We start from the raw sequence: 16,589 nt of genomic DNA, 5'->3' as shown, positions 1-16,589 counted from the left end.
ATCGATTAGACTCATAAGAAATAATTCCATTACTATGAAAGAATTATAACATTCACCCAATTATGGCAAAAAAATCTCTCTGGCTGTTATTCGTTTTATTAGCTCTTTTAGTCTTATTTTTTTTGTCATTAACTGCAAATAAAAAAGTTCCTGAGATTCGGGTTACTTCAATTACTGGTGAAGCTTTCCAGCTTTATCAAGTTAAAAACAATTTTACAATCATCAATTTTTGGGCAACCGACTGTCCAGGATGTATCAAAGAAATGCCAGGTCTAGCTACTACTTATAATCAATTCAGAGGGCAAGGTTTGGAAATTATCGCTGTATCTATGAGCTATGACCCGCCAAATCATGTCTTAAATTTTACTCAAAAAAATAAAATCCCTTTTCCTGTTGTGCTAGACATTGACGGTCAAATTGCACAATCATTTGAGAACATTCGTCTTACACCAACTTCAATACTAATTGATAAAAATGGAAAAATCATTGATAAAGTCATAGGAGAATTAGATTTTAATAAATTAAATGCTCTTTTGAAAAAGCATCTAGATTCCTAATTATTTTGAAATTCTTATTAATCGTTCTATATCTTTAATTATTCCAGATGGATTCGTTCCTTTTTTATATTGCATCATCAAATTTCCATAAGGATCTATCAGATAGATAGATTCGCTATCAAAGGCTGGATAAGATTTAATTCGACTATTTAGTCTATCTTTTGAATCTTTATCTTCTTTCAAGAAGAGGTGGCCTTGGCTCAATTTAATCTGTTCAGATGAAATTAAATTTTTATCTTTAACTATAGCTAGCCTTTGAATTTTATTGCCATCTTTACCTAATGCAAGCCAAATTTGTCTTAACTCATATAATTGAAACTCACACGCCTTCTCACATTTATTTTCCACGAAGGAAACTAATGTCCATTTACCAATTAATTGATATTTTTCTTGGCTTATCGGTTCAAATAACTCGAAATCACCAACCTGAATAATTGGACTAATTAAGAGTCCGTGCTCTACTCCTTTTGTATGCATTTTGTAATTTGTAAAAAAAACTAAATACCATGCATAAACTACAGGCATAAAAAATAACAATACAATGCCAATTAGTTTTAATCGTGACTTAAGAATATCGCTTAAGATCATTTCTTTTTTACGCCTAATCTTATAAAAATAATGAAAAGAGTAAATGCCATCGCAAACCACTGAAAGGCATAACCGTAATTTTTATCACTGTCCGGGACTGGGATACCTGAATCTACAACATAAGTCTTATCAAAAATTGGTTTTCTGAGTTTAACTTCATACCCCATTAAATCTTTGCTTATTAAAGAGCTTAAAACTTCATAATCCATCTTCTGAAGCCTAAAAGACGACTCATTTAATTTTTCAGTTACTACTTTTCCTAGTGAAATACCAGAAGAGGGCATTTGACTAACTTGACCTTCAATTATTCGTATCTCTTTAATAGGGGGTATATCAAGAATATCTTTTCTTGAATTAGTTAGAGGGTACCAGCCCCTATTAATTAAGATAATTTTATTAGAATTTAAAATTTTAAAAGGGGTGTAAATGAGAAAGCCTGCTTTTTCTTCACGAATTTGATTGTCTAGAATAATATTCTTATCATTTAAAAACTCCCCACTTAAAGTAACATGGTGCCAAATAATATCCTTTATTGGCATTTGGATAGTTTCTTTATTTAAATTTATTGGCGGCTGATTTTGTCTTTCGACAAATGCCATATTAATTATCTTTTTTTGATCGGCACGGTCCATCTGCCAGAACCCTAATTTAATAAAAAGGGTAAAAAATATAATAAATATCAGAGTAGGTAATAACTTATAATTAAAACTTATGTTATAGATTGAAAATTTCAAAATTATATTGAGGACAAGGTTATTTTATGAGCGGTGAATTATTGTTTAAGATTCTTGTAATAGCAATTCTATTATTTATACTTCTATCCCTTTCGGGTGGGCTTTTCTTTCTAATCAAAGATAAAAAAAAGAATTCTAACAGAATGGTTACATCGCTTTCCTTTAGAGTTGGCCTTTCTCTTCTTTTATTCTTCCTGCTTTTTTATGGATTTTATTCTGGCCTGATTCATCCTCATGGCATGTGAAATAAAAAAGCGCTATAAATATAGCGCTTTTTAAATGTGCTAGATTAAAGCCAATATACAAATATAAACAAACCTAGCCAAACCACATCCACAAAGTGCCAATACCAAGCGACAGCCTCAAAAGCAAAATGATCATTTTTTGTAAAATGCCCTTTAATTGATCTCAATAGAATCACTGCTAACATAACAGCGCCCATTGTTACATGAAAACCATGGAATCCTGTAAGCAAGAAAAATGTAGATCCATATATTCCAGAGCTAAGTTTTAAACTTAATTCGGTGTAAGCATGGTGATACTCGGTTGCTTGCAAGTACACAAATAATGCACCTAATGCGACCGTAACAGCAAGCCAGATATTAAGATAATTTCTTTGTGCTTTTTTTAAAGCCCAATGAGCAAATGTAACTGTCACCCCACTTATTAAAAGTATTAAGGTATTAACTGCGGGCAAGCCAAATGCCGGGATAGTGTCTTTATAAACCGTAAAATTGCTTGGATTTGGCATCACTGACATAGGCCAAGATGCTTTAAATGCGGGCCATAAAAACTGATGCGTTACTACTCCATGACCTTCACCACTAAGCCAAGGCACAGATAATACACGAGCATAAAATAGCGCACCAAAAAAAGCTGCAAAAAACATAACTTCTGAAAGAATAAACCAGCCCATGCCCATTCTGAAGCTAATATCTACTTGTTTGTTATATTTCCCTGAAAGGCTTTCGGCTATTACATTTGAAAACCATCCTGCAAACATGTAAATTACTGCTGCTATGCCAGCAATAAAGACATATTTTGCATTGGGCGATTGATTTAATAACATCGCTGAACCTACGAATGTAGTAAAGAGAGCAAGGCTGCCGACTATTGGCCATTTACTTGACTCTGGAACAAAATAGATATCTTTGCTTGCCATATAATTTCCTTAATTATTAATATATTAATATTACTTAACTTGCCTTTTTGTCATCTTTCAAAGCTCTGAAAAAAGTGTAAGAAAGAGTAAGTGATTCCACATTTTTAGGAATATCTTTATCTACCTCAAACCGTACAGTAAGTTTTTTACTCTCACCGGGCTTTAATACTTGATTCCTAAAACAAAAACACTCTGACTTTTTTAAATAAAGTGATGCAATTTGAGGTGTAACACTTGGTATTGCCTGCCCAACGATTTCCTCACTAATCATATTTTCAACAGTATAGGTTACAACATAAAATTTACCTGGATTAACCTTTAAAAACTTTTGATCGGCTTTTAATTTCCAAGCTAAATTACCATTTATATTCGAATCAAAGTGAATAGTAACAAATCGTTGAGTGTCTACAACTAACTTTGACGCTTCTGCATTATAAATACGTCCTGTCTTTCCATTCAGCCCAGTGACTTCACAAAAAACATCATATAGAGGCACAAGCGCATAACCAAAACCAAACATTACAACTGTGAGCAGCGTTAAATAAACAGTTGTTCGCTTAATGCCGCCAAATTTAATCATTTCATATTGCTTAGAAGAAACCCTACGTAAAAAGAAAAGGCAACTAACCCTAGAATCAATGCTAATCGTTTATTTCTTTTTTTAACTAATTCATTATTATTTTGAAATGCTTTTTTTACCATTAATAGTCCATTAAAGCTTTTGTGACTTTTGGTGGCTTAGTGAATGAATGGTATGGCGGAGGTGAGCTCAATGTCCACTCCAAACCGCGTGCGCCTTCCCAAACTTGACCTGTAGCTTTTTTGCCGCCTAGAACACATTTGATAACTATGTATACGAATAACAATTGTGAAATGCCGTAAGCAAAACCACCAAGGCTTGAAACCATATTAAAATCTGCAAACTGCACACTGTAATCTGGAATTCTTCTTGGCATACCGGCTAAACCTAAAAAGTGTTGTGGAAAGAAAAGTACATTTGCAAAAATGGTCGATAACCAGAAATGTACCTTAGCTAATTTCTCGTCATACATGTTGCCTGTCCATTTAGGAAGCCAATAATAAACAGAGGCCATAAGAGCAAATACTGCACCTGTTAATAAGACATAATGGAAATGAGCTACAACAAAGTATGTGTCATGATATTGGAAGTCAACCGGCGTAATACCTAACATAAGTCCTGAAAAGCCTCCAATTGTAAATAAAATTACAAATGCCAATGCAAATAGCATGGGAGTCTCAAAAGTCATAGCGCCTCTCCACATTGTAGCCACCCAATTAAATACTTTAACGCCTGTAGGAACAGCAATTAACATCGTTGCATACATGAAAAATAATTCGCCGTTGATAGGAAGGCCAACTGTAAACATGTGATGCGCCCATACAAAGAAAGAAAGAATTGCAATTGATGCTGTTGCGTAAACCATAGATGCATATCCGAAAAGTGGCTTACGAGCAAAAGTCGGGATAATTTGAGATACGATTCCGAAAGCTGGTAGGGCTAAAATATAAACTTCTGGATGTCCGAAGAACCAAAAAATATGCTGGAACAATACCGGGTCACCACCACCGGCAGCATTAAAAAAGCTTGTGCCAAAATATTTATCTGTTAAGAGCATTGTTACGGCACCTGCTAAAACTGGCATAGAGGCAATAAGTAAAAAGGCTGTAATCACCCAAGTCCAGACAAACAAAGGCAATCTCATTAATGTCATACCTGGCGCTCTCATATTGAAGACTGTCGCAATGATATTAATTGCACCCATAATAGATGAGATACCTAGGAAATGAACCGCAAAGATTAAATACGGAAATGCTTTTCCTGTTTGAAGAACAAGAGGAGGGTACATAGTCCAGCCGCCTGCAGGGCCTCCACCTTCCATAAATAAAGTGCCTAAAAGAAGTGCAAAAGCAAAAGGCATAATCCAAAAACTCATATTATTCATACGAGGAAGGGCCATGTCCGGAGCGCCAATCATAATAGGTATCATCCAATTAGCAAGACCGACTCCAGCAGGCATAACAGCTCCGAAAATCATTACAAGCGCATGCACAGTAACCATCGAGTTATAAAATTGGGGGTCTACAAACTGAAGCCCTGGTTGAAATAACTCTGCACGAATAACCATCGCCATTGCGCCACCAATAAAGAACATAATCAATGAAAAAACGAGATACATCGTACCTATGTCTTTATGGTTTGTTGAAAACAACCAACGTTTAATGCCTGCGGGCTTATGATCGTGATGATCGTGATGATCGTGATCGGCGTGTGCTATTGTGCTCATTCTTAAAATCTTCCTAAATTAAAAAAATTAAATTTAAAATTATTTCTTTCTGCCAGCTGCTACATCTTTAGGCTGAATAATATCGCCTGTTTTATTACCCCAATTATTTCTTGTGAAAGTAACTGCTGAGGCAATATCAGTGTCCGATAGTTGCTCGCCAAAAGCTGGCATATTTCCCTTGCCATAAATAACTTGATGAATATGAGCTGGAATATTTTCCTTTAGGTTTGCAAGAGGACTGCCATCAATTGATGGGAAAACCCCCTTAATACCTTGTCCATTTGCTTGATGACAAGCTAGACAATTTGCTTTATAAACCGCCTCACCTTTAGATTTTAACTCATCCATTGACAGCTCTTTATCGCCACTATCTTTTTTAGATTTTAATGCAAGTTTTGTTTCTTGAACCCAAGCTAAGTATTGTTTTTCTGGAACAGCCTTTACAACAATGGGCATATATCCATGTCCTTTGCCGCAAATTTCAGCGCACTGCCCGCGATAAACACCTTCTTTATTAATTATCGTCCAGTTGTCATTAATGAATCCTGGGATAGCGTCTCTTTTCCAACCTAAATCAGGTACCCACCAAGCATGAATAACATCGTTCGCTGTTGTCATAATTCTAATTTTTTTACCGACAGGAAGTACAAGAGCTGTATCAGTATTTAGTAAATAGTTATCAGCAGTCTTTGGATCAATGCCTGAATTCCTCTGGCTAGCATCAACACTATCAGAGGCCAAATTACTGTAAATAGTAATATCCTCATCTATGTAGTCATATTTCCATTTCCATTGATACCCTGTTGCTTTGATAGTGATTTCAGATTTTGAAGTGTCATCCATCCTTGCAAGAAGTTTAGTTGCAGGTATTGCCAATGCAACAATGATAGCAAAAGGTATAAGAGTCCAAATTACTTCAACAGTTGTGCTGTGTGAAAATTTTGCTGGTTTAACGCCTTTCGACTTCCGATGATGGAATATCGACCAAAACATCACGCCAAACACCAAAATACCAATGACAGTAACTACATATAAAGAAGTCATATGCATGTTATAAACATCTTGACTTATAGGGGTAGCTCCCTCTCTCATATTTAAACCCCAGGCAGCATGTAATATATCGGGGCTTAATAAGAATAGTGCTGAGACGATAACTATGAAATTAGATAAAAATCTAGCCATACTTTTATTCAAATGCATTTATTATTCCTTACCGTAAAAGTCGAATGATCTATATTTACTGAAATTTTATGTTCCTCATGTTATCAGTAGGATTTTTTAAAATCAATACGAAAAATTGTAATCATGAGATTTTTTTAAACAATTCTAAGCGCTCTTTCTCGCATAAAAAATCTCCAATACGAGTATTTTTCCCCTGAGAGCTTATGATTATATAGCTAGGTCGATTAAAGTATGTTGTCACAAGTCTAAATTTACTCCAGTCTCGATTAAACTCCTCTCTAATTATTTTTTTCCCTTGAATAGTTTTAATCTCAATTAAGCGGGAACTGATTCTTATAATTTGATAAAAGGTACTTTTAAGACAAGTGAAATATAAAGTATATCCAAGCAAAAGAACTTCAATGCCGTAAAAAGGAATCGCTAGATATAATCCAAAGTAACAGAGTATTGAGGAAATTATGAGAATAAAGATAAAGAAAAAAAGATATATTTTTTTAATCACTCTCCAAGGCATAGATGGATTTGGGCGAAGAATAAATTCGTCTAAAGTGCCTTTCTTTGACTTTTTGATTTGAATCATATTTTCTCTTGACGTACATAAAAGAAAAAAATTCCAATAATTTATGGTGCCGGGAGCGAGAATCGAACTCGCACGCTATTACTAGCGCGGGATTTTGAGTCCCGTGCGTCTACCAATTCCGCCATCCCGGCCGCTAGATGCTTACAAGCTTAACATTATAGATAATATCGGCTTAAATCTGATAACTATATTATGATTGTAGGAATTTAAAACTAAATAAAAGACCATGCTTAATATCATCAAAAGTATCCTATCGGCTTTTTTCGGCATCCAAAATAATAGAAGATTTTCTCAGGATGATGCTTTTGTTGAAAAGCATGGGATAAAGTATTTTGTGATTATAGGTTTTTTAGTGGCAATTCTTTTGCTATTAACGCTTGCAATTTTAGTAAGTGTTATTTTAAACCATATTAAATAATTCTAATATTCAGATCATTTAAAAACTGCTCTTAAAATGTTAGGCGCATAAATCTAATATGCTAATTGAAGACTTTAATTTTGAACTGCCCCAGCATCTTATTGCCCAAACTCCCCTTCAAAAAAGGGACTCGAGTCGGCTCCTTGTTTTGAATAAAAATACAAAGTCATTCAGCGATAAAAAGTTTACAGACTTTGTTGATTTGTTAAATCCGAATGATCTTTTGATTTTCAATGACACACGTGTAATTAAAGCCAGGTTATTTGGAAAAAAAATAACAGGCGGAAAAGTTGAAATCATGATTGAGCGTATCTTGGATGACCATCATGCGCTCGCGCACTTAAAAACATCAAAAAAAATAGTTGATGACAATATTTTTGAAATCAATAAAGACGTGTCGGTTAAAGTCATCAAGAAAGAAAACGATCTTTTTTATATTGAATTTAATTCAAATTTATCCAGTTACGACATACTTGAAAAATATGGGCATATCCCTTTACCCCCTTACATCGAGAGGGATGCGGATAAATCTGATGAAAAAAGATACCAAACAATCTATGCCAAAGAGTCCGGCGCAGTTGCAGCGCCTACTGCTGGACTCCATTTTACCGATGAAATTTTTAAAGCCTTAGATGACAAGAAAATTAAATACACTTTTCTAACGCTGCATGTCGGAGCTGGTACTTTTCAACCCGTTAGAGATAACGATGTTAATAACCATCAAATGCATAGCGAGTCTTTTAATGTGCCAGATAAAACCATTCACATGATTAATGATGCCAAGTCAAAGAATGGCAGAATTATTGCAATCGGCACCACGGTTTTAAGAGCGCTTGAAAGTTTATTTTCTGAAGAAACGATGCAATCTGGATTTAAAGAAACTTCTATCTTTATTAAACCAGGTTATACATTTAAAATTGTTGACGCATTACTTACCAACTTTCATTTACCGAAAAGCACATTATTTATTTTAGTCTCGGCTTTTAGTGGAAGTGATACTATGAAAAGACTATATCAGCACGCCATTAAAAATGAATATCGCTTTTTTAGTTATGGCGATGCTACATTTATTGAGCGGTCTTAAATTAACAATCAACCTTAGAAGATAGATCTTATGAAAATTATTATTGCATTATGTTTTTTAATATTTAATTATTCTATTTATGCGGACGTGCTTCCTGAAGCAAAATCAGAAGTTAAAATTACGCTTGCTAGGAAGCCCACGACGCGGCCTATGACAGTGGCTTTTATTCCGGGACAGAAAAAATATTACATCGCAGATGGCGGCCTAGCTCCTTTAGGCTCTGAAACTGAAGCGCCTATCTCTAAATCACTTATTCACACCTATGATCAATCTGGAAAGTATGTGGCTTCAACACAAGCAGGATTTGATAATCGCTCCATTTTTTATAATGAATTAAGCTTTCAGCTAACAACCATCACTTATAACGTTTCGAGTGAAGCTGGTTTCGCACCTAACACGGGTATTTTTTCTCTAGACCTCGATTCACAAGGTATTTTAAAAGGTACCTCCAAAGAAGTGTCTAGCTTTAATCCTGCCTTTGGCGATTCAGCAACTATGCCTTCTTTTGACTCAAAAACGAATCGTTACTTTGCTAAACAAAAAAGAAGTGGCAGGATCATTATTATTGATGTGAATGATGGCAGCAAAGTGGGAGAAATTAATTTGGATCTCAAATCAGCAGGTGTAGCATTTGATGACTTAAGCGATAGCTTTATTGCGGCAACGAGCATTGATGGCGAAGAGCTAGCTATTCTCGATGTGGACCATAAAGCAGTATTAATCTTTAATGTTAAGGGTAGCTTCGTTGGTAAATCTTCTTTGCCAAAGGATATCAAGTTAAGGGCACACAATCATTACAACGGCCTTGGCTTCGCAAATAATTTATTCTTTATATATAACGAATCTGAGGGTGAGTTCGGAACCTATTATGGGTTTAAAATTTCTAGCAAATCTAAATAAAAAAAACGCACCCCAAAAGGTGCGTTTTTTTATTTAAAACAATTATTTAATTGCAGCGGCAAGTCTTCCTGCTAAGTTACCTGCAACTACGCCCAAGATACTTGAAACTAAAACAATAGCTACTGGATTAGATAAATCCATTGCACCGATACTAGCTGCACTTGGTGATAGTGTGAAAGCTGACGCAAAACCTAAAACATTTACGCCAACATTAGCAACTTGAGACACCTTATCAGCAACCAGAACAAGAATGAGTGCTGCTACACCAACGCCTACTGCGATATTTGCACCTATAAGCGGTAGTTCAACACCCGCTAAATAAACTGCAACTGATGCAATAATTGCGCCGAACGTCATTCCAATAACTGTTTTTTGCATTGCGTCTGATTTGCCAACTAGGCCAGAAGCAGCCCAAGCTATAAAACCAATCGCGATACTTGCAAAGCTGAGATAACCACTTCCGAGGAAAGTCCAAAGACCTGCTATTACACCAACACTAATTGCTACTGCTAATGATTTCGACATAACATCTCCTAAGTTAGTTGACTGTATATACATCAAAGAGCTGTAGTACTTGAGCACTTAGTTATCATATGGGCCTAGTCTTCCAGGTCATTGATTACTAACTACTTGCCGAATATTAACCCTTTTTTTTAACAAATACACCCCTTAATTGTAATTATTTTGTAATAAATGCTTGACAAAAAAAACTAAATTAAATCAAATACTTATGAATAAATTGGTTAAATTTTCAATGGACTAACAAAGATTTAATTTCTTTAACTATTTGATATTCATCAACTAACTTAGACTCTTGATCCAATCGACCTTGGAACTCGACTTTACCTTCTTTTAAATTACGATCACCAATGACAATTCTATAAGGAATACCTATCAACTCCATCTCGGCAAACATAATCCCCGGGCGCTCTCCTCGGTCATCGAGCAAGACGTCAACTCCTAAAGCCTGAAGCGCATCATAAATTTTATGAGCCGAAGCTTTAACTTCAATACTTTTGTCGTAACCTATAGGTGCAATCACCACTTCGAAAGGTGCGATATTAATAGGAAAAACAATGCCCTTATCATCATGTGATTGCTCAATAGCAGCAGCTACAATGCGTGACACTCCTATACCGTAACAGCCCATCTCTAAAGTTTGAGTCTGGCCATTTTCATCTAAATATTCAGCTTTCATCGCTTTAGAGTATTTATTACCCAACTGAAAAATATGGCCTACTTCAATCCCTCTGCATATTTGAAGCATGCCTTGCTTATCTGGACTAACATCACCTTCAACCACTTTTCTTATATCTGCATAAAGTAGTGGCTCCGGAACGTCTCGCACAAAATTTACCCCTTTTAGATGAAGCTTGGGCTCGTTAGCTCCGCAGATAAAATCAGATAGAATACCGACGGACTTGTCCGCTATAATTTTTATAGAAGATTTAACTCCTACAGGCCCAATAAATCCTGGTGGGCATTTAAGATGCTCTTTCACTTCATCTTCAGTTGCAAAACGGAAATTCTCAAATCCTTTTAGTTTAGATAATTTCACTTCATTAAGTTCATGATCGCCGCGAAGAAGAGCCAAGAAAAACTCATTCGCTTCATTAGTTTGATTGATAAGGGCTATCGTTTTGATTGTCTTCTTAGTAGATGCGCCAATTAACTTAGCGACGTCGTCACATGTCGTCTGTTTAGGTGTGTCAAATCTAACCATCTTCTCTATTGCATCTGGCCTTTTATGATCCTGAAGAATAGCTTCTGCTAATTCAATGTTAGCGGCATAGTCAGAAACCGAGCTATATGCAATCGCATCTTCACCGGAATCAGCTAAGACATGAAACTCATGTGACCCGTCTCCTCCAATTGCACCGGTATCCGCTTTAACTGCTCTAAACTGAAGACCTATCTTATTAAAAATATTGGTATAGGCCTGATACATCGTCTCGTAGGTTTCTTGCAGAGAGTTTTTTGAGGCGTGGAAAGAATAGGCGTCCTTCATAAGAAACTCGCGAGCACGCATCACCCCGAAACGAGGTCTAATTTCATCCCTAAATTTCATTTGAATCTGATAAAAATTAATAGGCAGCTGCTTGTAGCTATTAATTTCTTTTCTAGCAATATCTGTGATCACTTCTTCGTGCGTCGGTCCAAAACAAAAACTTCGATCATGGCGATCTTTGATTTTTAACATCTGTGGTCCGAAGAGTTCCCATCGCCCTGTCTCTTCCCATAGCTCAGCTGGCTGTATGGCTGGCATTAATAACTCTAAGGCCCCTGCCTTATTCATTTCATTTCTAATAATCGCTTCAATTTTTCTTAAAACTTTTAAGCCAAGTGGCATCCAAGAATAAAGGCCTGAACCGAGTCGCTTAATAAAGCCTGCGCGAATCATAAGTTTATGACTAATAAGCTCAGCCTCTGATGGCGCCTCCTTTAGGGTTGAAATGTAAAATTTTGATGCAAGCATTAATGTTCTTTCTTTTTTAAAAGTCTTTAATTAAATCTAAAATATTTTCCCAAACTAATTTCTTATCTTTTGGGTTTTGAAGAAGATGATTAAGATCAAGCGTATGCTTAATGTTCAAAGTGACATTATTCATCAAATTATTTGTTTTGTATTCTTCAAAAAACTGATTATTTAACCCAAAAGCTAGCATATGCTTTGGAGGAGTATTTAGGCATAGATCGCTTAATTGATCTTTAGTGAGTATTAATAAATGATTTTTCTGGAATGTGTCTTGACCTATCGTCGTTGTAATAAATTTTGCAATATTTAAAAATAATTCTTGTACAGCCCCTTCCTGTTCCAATACAAAATTCTGGCTTAAAAGTAATAACGATCCTTCTACACAATTAATTTTGAATACAAAAAATAAATCGGTCTCAATGGGCTTTATCTCTTCTTTTGAAATAGATAAAGCAATATCCTTGTCTTTTAATTTCCAAAGGGGAAATAATTCAAGTTCCTTTAAAATTCTTTTTGTGTATTCAGCATCCATCAAATCTCGAGCCCCATTAAAACTGCATCTTCCCGCCCTTCTTTAGCACGATAATAATCTTTTCTAATGCTCATTTCATTAAACCCATGTTTGTCATACAAGTGAATAGCGGCATGATTGGACATCCTAACTTCAAGATAAATCGTTTTAGAATGAGCCAACTCTGAACGACGAATTACTTCTTTAAGTAAATCCGAACCATAGCCTTTCCTTTGCATACTTTTTTTTATGCTTATATTAAGTATGTGACACTCATCTAATACAAACATTATGACCGCATACCCTATGATTTCTTCATTTGCCTTCATCATAAAACATGTGTGACTTGATTTTATTGAATCTAAAAAATTACCTCGCGTCCAAGGGTAAGCATGAACTTCATTTTCAATCAATTCAATCGCGCTTAAATCAATCTCTTTGAAGTCACTAAACTGCATTCAATGACTTTCGCTCTTCGGTCGTAAAGGCCACTTTATTTCTTAAGTAGAGAGGTTCGGCATGAATCAGCTTGAATAATTTATTTTTAATGAGGGGCATTGCGAGTTTAGAAATGGATTCGACCACTTCATAGGGGCCAAAAATAACTTCTTCAATCTGCTGACCAAAGTGATCTTTCATTTGCTTTTCGTATGTCTCAATTGCATTTCCAACTAAGGTCCAACCTAAGCCCTTAAGCTGGGGCAATTCATGAGGCTTATAAACACCTTCGAGTATAGGCTCTGAAAATGTTTTCCCCTCTTTTATGTAAGCACTTAAATATATTTCACCCATTCTGGCATCAATACCACTGACCACTTTATCTTTACCTGATGCCTCAGCAAGTGCCAAAAGATTATTAACACCGATGACTGGAATCGATGCACCATAGCCCAATCCATAAGCTATGCCGCATGCAATTCTAATCCCTGTAAATGAACCTGGACCTCTGCCAAATGCAACAGCATCAAGATCCGTTATGGTTAATTGATGCTCGCTTAGTAATTTTTTTATTTCCGGCAAGACAATTTCTGAGTGAGTCTGTCCAGCCTTGATATTGATCGAGTAAAAATCCTCATCAATTTTTAAGCCTAAAGACATATATTCGGTCGAAGTATCTAAAGATAAGATTTTCATAGATTAAATTTTTTCTAGGAACTGGATAACCTCTAAATCATCTCGTGATCGAGCGAAAGGAGGCAGGCTCTGCCACATTCTTTTTCCATAAGCTTTTTCAATAATTCTTGTATCACATATCACCAGTACGCCCTTATCAAATTCATCGCGAATTAATCGACCAGCTCCCTGCTTTAAAGTAATCACTGCGTTAGGTAACTGATATTCCATGAAGGCATTCTTTCCACTTTTGTTAATTTTATCAATTCTCGCAGCGAGCACCGGATCTTCTGGCGAAAAAAAAGGCAATTTATCTATTACCACTAATGATAGGGCATCTCCCTTCACATCAACCCCCTCCCAAAAACTTAAAGAGCCTATGAGGACAGCGTGACCGTGTTCTCTAAACTTATTTAAAAGATGATTCCTTGAACCATCGCCCTGAAGGTATATGGGGTAATCCAACTGATCCGTTTCAATTTTATCTTGAAGGAGCGTAAATATCTCCCGCATAGACTTTAGTGTAGTACATAAAATAAATGCCCTACCTTTGCTCGCTTTGATAAAGGGATAAATTTGATTAACAACCGCAAAGTTAAAGTTCTCATGATTAGCATCTGGCATTAGTTTAGGTACAAAAAGTAAAGCCTTTTCAGCGTAGTTAAATGGACTTTCCTTAGAAACAGAATCCGCATCTGTTAAACCTAGCTGACTTTTGAAATGATCAAAATTATTTTTTACAGCGAGAGTTGCAGATGTAAAGATCCATGAAGTTAATTCATTATTGATATGTTTTGCAAACATATCGGCAATCGATAAGGGGGTATTATTAAGTTGCACGGACTGAGAATAAACCTCTACCCACTTTATTGAGTTGTTATCTTTATCGTCACGCCAATTATCAAAATTGGAAATTATTTCATTCGAACTATCAAAATACTTTTCAATCTCCGTATCCCTGTCTTTGTGATGAGCCAATAACTGAATTAATGTTTTGAGTTTTTCAATTAAGTTTTCGTAAGCAGAGTCGAATCGGCTAAAAGTAGAAATTTTTTGGTATGGGTATCGATTAGATTCCCTTGGAAATACAAGTCTAAAATCTTTATTTGCTTTTTCTAGATCATTTAAAATTGTTTCAAAATCTGAAACGTCTTTCATATGTTTCAAATAAATTTGATAGCCATCCTGAACGATCTCGCTAATTTGAGCCGTTGAAACATTTTTTCCAAAGAAAATAGATGCGATGTCAGGTATTTGATGGGCCTCATCAAAAATAACAGTAGTGGCTTTTGGTAGAAGTTCGGATATGCCTTCTTCCTTCATGTTAAGGTCGGCAAAAAATAAATGGTGATTCACGATCGTGACATCAGCAGTCAATGCTTTTTTTCTGGCGTTCATAACAAAGCACTCTTTATAAAAACTACAATCCTGACCTAAACAATTTTCTTTAGTAGAGGTCACCTGGGGCCATATGGAGGAGCTCTCTGGAATTGTATCCAATTCTGATCTATCGCCATCCATACTATGCTTCGCATGTTGATTAACGAGATGCAAATAAGTGACATCTTCTTTGGTCATAAATGCGCCTTCGATCATGGCGTTTTCTAATCGCAAATGACATAGATAGTTTGATCTGCCCTTCAACATTGCTAGAGTCACGGGGACATTTAATGCATCTCTAATCATGGGAATATCTTTAGTAAACAACTGATCCTGAAGATTTTTGGTAGCCGTAGAAATAATAATTTTCCCGCCAGACAAAAACGCTGGCACAAGATACGCAAAAGTTTTACCAATACCCGTTCCGGCCTCAACAATTAACTTTTTTTTATTTGTGATAGCTTCGTCAATTAACACCGAGATGTCGACCTGCTCCTGTCTCAGACGATAATCTTCAATACTCTGAGATAGCTCGCCTTTTTCACTAAAAAATTGTTTAATAAATAGTTCATTCATGGTCCCAGGATTATCTCATGCAGATGAAACTCCGATTTCACAAACACACCTTAAATGGTAAAATGTCTTAAATTAACTCATTTTCAAACTATGAATTTCAAAACGCTAATTACCCTTTTAATACTTGCATTTTCAAGTCCCGCTTGGGCTGAAGTTGATTCAATTAATGTTAGCAGTCAAGACTCGGTGGTAGCCTCAGAGTCGACACCAGTAGTTGATAAACAATGGACTAACAACATCCCTCTTATCATTGATAAAGCTTATGAGCTTACGGGTATTAAATATAAGTTAGGTGGCTCAAAACCAGAAACGGGTTTTGATTGTAGTCAGTTTGTAAAATATGTATTCGAGCAAGCGCTAAATTTAAGCCTTCCGCCAAGTGCCAGATCACTTAGTAAGATTGGTGAAACTATAAAATTTGAGGACTTACAACCGGGGGATCTTGTGTTTTTTAATACAAGAAAATCTAAGTTCTCTCATGTTGGTATCTATGTGGGAAATAATGAATTTATACACGCGCCACGCACAGGAAAAACTATTCGCGTAGAAAATCTTACAAAAAACTATTGGCATAAAAGATTTAATGGCGCAACGAGAGTTGATCCAGAAGAAACACTCTAAAGATCAGTGTGACCTAGGTTTTTTCCTGGGTTAATCTTATCTCTAATCAATTTTTTAATATCCTTAATATCCAGGAATCCTCCGAAGTCCGATCTAGAATAGATTTTTTCTTTATCTAGGAAAATTTCAAAAATTCCGCCTGACTTTGGGGTTAATGTGACTGATAAAATTTCATCCTGAAAAGTCGTTAATATCTCCTGCATCATCCATGATGCTCTGGGAAGCCAGCCACATTGAGTGCAAAATTGAATTTCGATTTCATATGTTTTAGATTTAGTTCCCATGGTTCAAAGGTATTCTTAAAATATATTTATTCAAGCCTATTGATATAAGGCAAACAAAAAGACAGAATGCTTTATTATTAAATAATTACTGCTTAATAGCTTATTACGAAAGTCCTA

The 16,589-nt window shown here is 35.7% G+C and carries 20 protein-coding genes and 1 tRNA gene; 6 read left to right on the top strand and 15 right to left on the bottom strand.

Annotated features, from left to right (window positions below):
- Positions 1 to 62: 62 nt before the first annotated feature.
- Positions 63 to 557 (top strand): peroxiredoxin family protein, encoded by a 495-nt coding sequence (locus FIT79_RS01410; protein WP_139875379.1) that lies wholly within the window; start codon positions 63 to 65, stop codon positions 555 to 557.
- On the opposite strand, the gene FIT79_RS01405 is transcribed toward FIT79_RS01410, so the two are convergent.
- Positions 558 to 1,145 (bottom strand): SCO family protein, encoded by a 588-nt coding sequence (locus tag FIT79_RS01405; protein ID WP_139875378.1) that lies wholly within the window; start codon positions 1,143 to 1,145, stop codon positions 558 to 560.
- Positions 1,142 to 1,879, bottom strand: a complete 738-nt coding sequence (locus tag FIT79_RS01400; RefSeq protein ID WP_139875377.1) for an SURF1 family protein — start codon at positions 1,877 to 1,879, stop codon at positions 1,142 to 1,144. Before FIT79_RS01400 ends, FIT79_RS01405 begins: the two co-directional genes overlap by 4 nt.
- A gap of 26 nt (positions 1,880 to 1,905) precedes the next feature.
- On the opposite strand from FIT79_RS01400, the gene FIT79_RS01395 reads away from it, so the two are divergent.
- Positions 1,906 to 2,124: a twin transmembrane helix small protein gene (locus tag FIT79_RS01395; protein ID WP_139866998.1), complete on the top strand. Its 219-nt coding sequence runs from the start codon at positions 1,906 to 1,908 to the stop codon at positions 2,122 to 2,124.
- A 44-nt stretch (positions 2,125 to 2,168) separates the two neighbouring features.
- On the opposite strand, the gene FIT79_RS01390 is transcribed toward FIT79_RS01395, so the two are convergent.
- The 6 genes from FIT79_RS01390 to FIT79_RS01365 form a co-directional block, all read right to left on the bottom strand.
- On the bottom strand, positions 2,169 to 3,041 hold the full coding sequence (locus FIT79_RS01390; RefSeq protein ID WP_139870037.1) for a cytochrome c oxidase subunit 3: 873 nt from the start codon (positions 3,039 to 3,041) through the stop codon (positions 2,169 to 2,171).
- 34 nt (positions 3,042 to 3,075) lie between these two features.
- On the bottom strand, positions 3,076 to 3,621 hold the full coding sequence (locus tag FIT79_RS01385) for a cytochrome c oxidase assembly protein (RefSeq protein WP_139870036.1): 546 nt from the start codon (positions 3,619 to 3,621) through the stop codon (positions 3,076 to 3,078).
- Positions 3,622 to 3,742: 121 nt separating this feature from the next.
- Positions 3,743 to 5,347, bottom strand: a complete 1,605-nt coding sequence (gene ctaD, locus FIT79_RS01380; protein WP_139875376.1) for a cytochrome c oxidase subunit I — start codon at positions 5,345 to 5,347, stop codon at positions 3,743 to 3,745.
- A 39-nt stretch (positions 5,348 to 5,386) separates the two neighbouring features.
- Positions 5,387 to 6,547 carry a cytochrome c oxidase subunit II gene (coxB, locus tag FIT79_RS01375; RefSeq protein ID WP_223259642.1) on the bottom strand — a complete coding sequence of 387 codons (1,161 nt, stop codon included), beginning with the start codon at positions 6,545 to 6,547 and terminating at the stop codon, positions 5,387 to 5,389.
- Positions 6,548 to 6,650: 103 nt separating this feature from the next.
- Positions 6,651 to 7,109 (bottom strand): DUF2244 domain-containing protein, encoded by a 459-nt coding sequence (locus tag FIT79_RS01370; RefSeq protein ID WP_139875375.1) that lies wholly within the window; start codon positions 7,107 to 7,109, stop codon positions 6,651 to 6,653.
- Between the two features lie 44 nt (positions 7,110 to 7,153).
- A tRNA-Leu gene (locus tag FIT79_RS01365) sits at positions 7,154 to 7,240 on the bottom strand.
- A 95-nt stretch (positions 7,241 to 7,335) separates the two neighbouring features.
- Between FIT79_RS01365 and FIT79_RS01360 the strand changes: the two genes are divergently transcribed.
- From FIT79_RS01360 to FIT79_RS01350, 3 genes are read left to right on the top strand one after another with little or no spacing between them, the layout of a single operon-like run.
- On the top strand, positions 7,336 to 7,527 hold the full coding sequence (locus FIT79_RS01360) for a DUF2970 domain-containing protein (RefSeq protein WP_139866988.1): 192 nt from the start codon (positions 7,336 to 7,338) through the stop codon (positions 7,525 to 7,527).
- A 58-nt stretch (positions 7,528 to 7,585) separates the two neighbouring features.
- Positions 7,586 to 8,611 carry a tRNA preQ1(34) S-adenosylmethionine ribosyltransferase-isomerase QueA gene (gene queA, locus FIT79_RS01355; RefSeq protein WP_139875374.1) on the top strand — a complete coding sequence of 342 codons (1,026 nt, stop codon included), beginning with the start codon at positions 7,586 to 7,588 and terminating at the stop codon, positions 8,609 to 8,611.
- Positions 8,612 to 8,641: 30 nt separating this feature from the next.
- Positions 8,642 to 9,511: a hypothetical protein gene (locus FIT79_RS01350; protein WP_139875373.1), complete on the top strand. Its 870-nt coding sequence runs from the start codon at positions 8,642 to 8,644 to the stop codon at positions 9,509 to 9,511.
- A gap of 42 nt (positions 9,512 to 9,553) precedes the next feature.
- On the opposite strand, the gene FIT79_RS01345 is transcribed toward FIT79_RS01350, so the two are convergent.
- The 6 genes from FIT79_RS01345 to FIT79_RS01320 all read right to left on the bottom strand — a co-directional run bounded on the left by FIT79_RS01345 (position 9,554) and on the right by FIT79_RS01320 (position 15,567).
- Positions 9,554 to 10,036, bottom strand: a complete 483-nt coding sequence (locus FIT79_RS01345) for a DUF1097 family protein (RefSeq protein WP_189340252.1) — start codon at positions 10,034 to 10,036, stop codon at positions 9,554 to 9,556.
- Between the two features lie 226 nt (positions 10,037 to 10,262).
- Entirely contained in the window at positions 10,263 to 11,987 is a 1,725-nt protein-coding gene (locus FIT79_RS01340) for a proline--tRNA ligase (protein WP_139875372.1), read from the bottom strand.
- 16 nt (positions 11,988 to 12,003) lie between these two features.
- Positions 12,004 to 12,519, bottom strand: a complete 516-nt coding sequence (locus FIT79_RS01335; RefSeq protein WP_139875371.1) for a hypothetical protein — start codon at positions 12,517 to 12,519, stop codon at positions 12,004 to 12,006.
- A complete protein-coding gene (gene rimI / locus FIT79_RS01330; protein ID WP_139866976.1) occupies positions 12,519 to 12,956 on the bottom strand; it encodes a ribosomal protein S18-alanine N-acetyltransferase in 438 nt (145 codons plus the stop codon). The genes FIT79_RS01335 and rimI overlap by 1 nt, the downstream gene beginning before the upstream one ends.
- A complete protein-coding gene (gene tsaB / locus FIT79_RS01325; RefSeq protein WP_139875370.1) occupies positions 12,946 to 13,632 on the bottom strand; it encodes a tRNA (adenosine(37)-N6)-threonylcarbamoyltransferase complex dimerization subunit type 1 TsaB in 687 nt (228 codons plus the stop codon). Before tsaB ends, rimI begins: the two co-directional genes overlap by 11 nt.
- Positions 13,633 to 13,635: 3 nt before the next feature.
- Positions 13,636 to 15,567: a DNA repair helicase YoaA gene (locus FIT79_RS01320; protein WP_139866972.1), complete on the bottom strand. Its 1,932-nt coding sequence runs from the start codon at positions 15,565 to 15,567 to the stop codon at positions 13,636 to 13,638.
- A 90-nt stretch (positions 15,568 to 15,657) separates the two neighbouring features.
- Between FIT79_RS01320 and FIT79_RS01315 the strand changes: the two genes are divergently transcribed.
- Positions 15,658 to 16,188 (top strand): C40 family peptidase, encoded by a 531-nt coding sequence (locus FIT79_RS01315; RefSeq protein ID WP_139875369.1) that lies wholly within the window; start codon positions 15,658 to 15,660, stop codon positions 16,186 to 16,188.
- On the opposite strand, the gene FIT79_RS01310 is transcribed toward FIT79_RS01315, so the two are convergent.
- On the bottom strand, positions 16,185 to 16,472 hold the full coding sequence (locus tag FIT79_RS01310; protein ID WP_139866968.1) for an Rdx family protein: 288 nt from the start codon (positions 16,470 to 16,472) through the stop codon (positions 16,185 to 16,187). The two genes, FIT79_RS01315 and FIT79_RS01310, sit on opposite strands and share 4 nt — an antisense overlap.
- Positions 16,473 to 16,589 lie beyond the last annotated feature (117 nt).

This window comes from Candidatus Methylopumilus universalis, from assembly GCF_006365315.1.
In the GTDB taxonomy this organism is placed as follows: Bacteria; Pseudomonadota; Gammaproteobacteria; order Burkholderiales; family Methylophilaceae; genus Methylopumilus; species Methylopumilus universalis.
The sequence above is the reverse complement of the archived record's forward strand: the minus strand, read 5'-3'. Positions and strand labels throughout refer to the sequence as shown.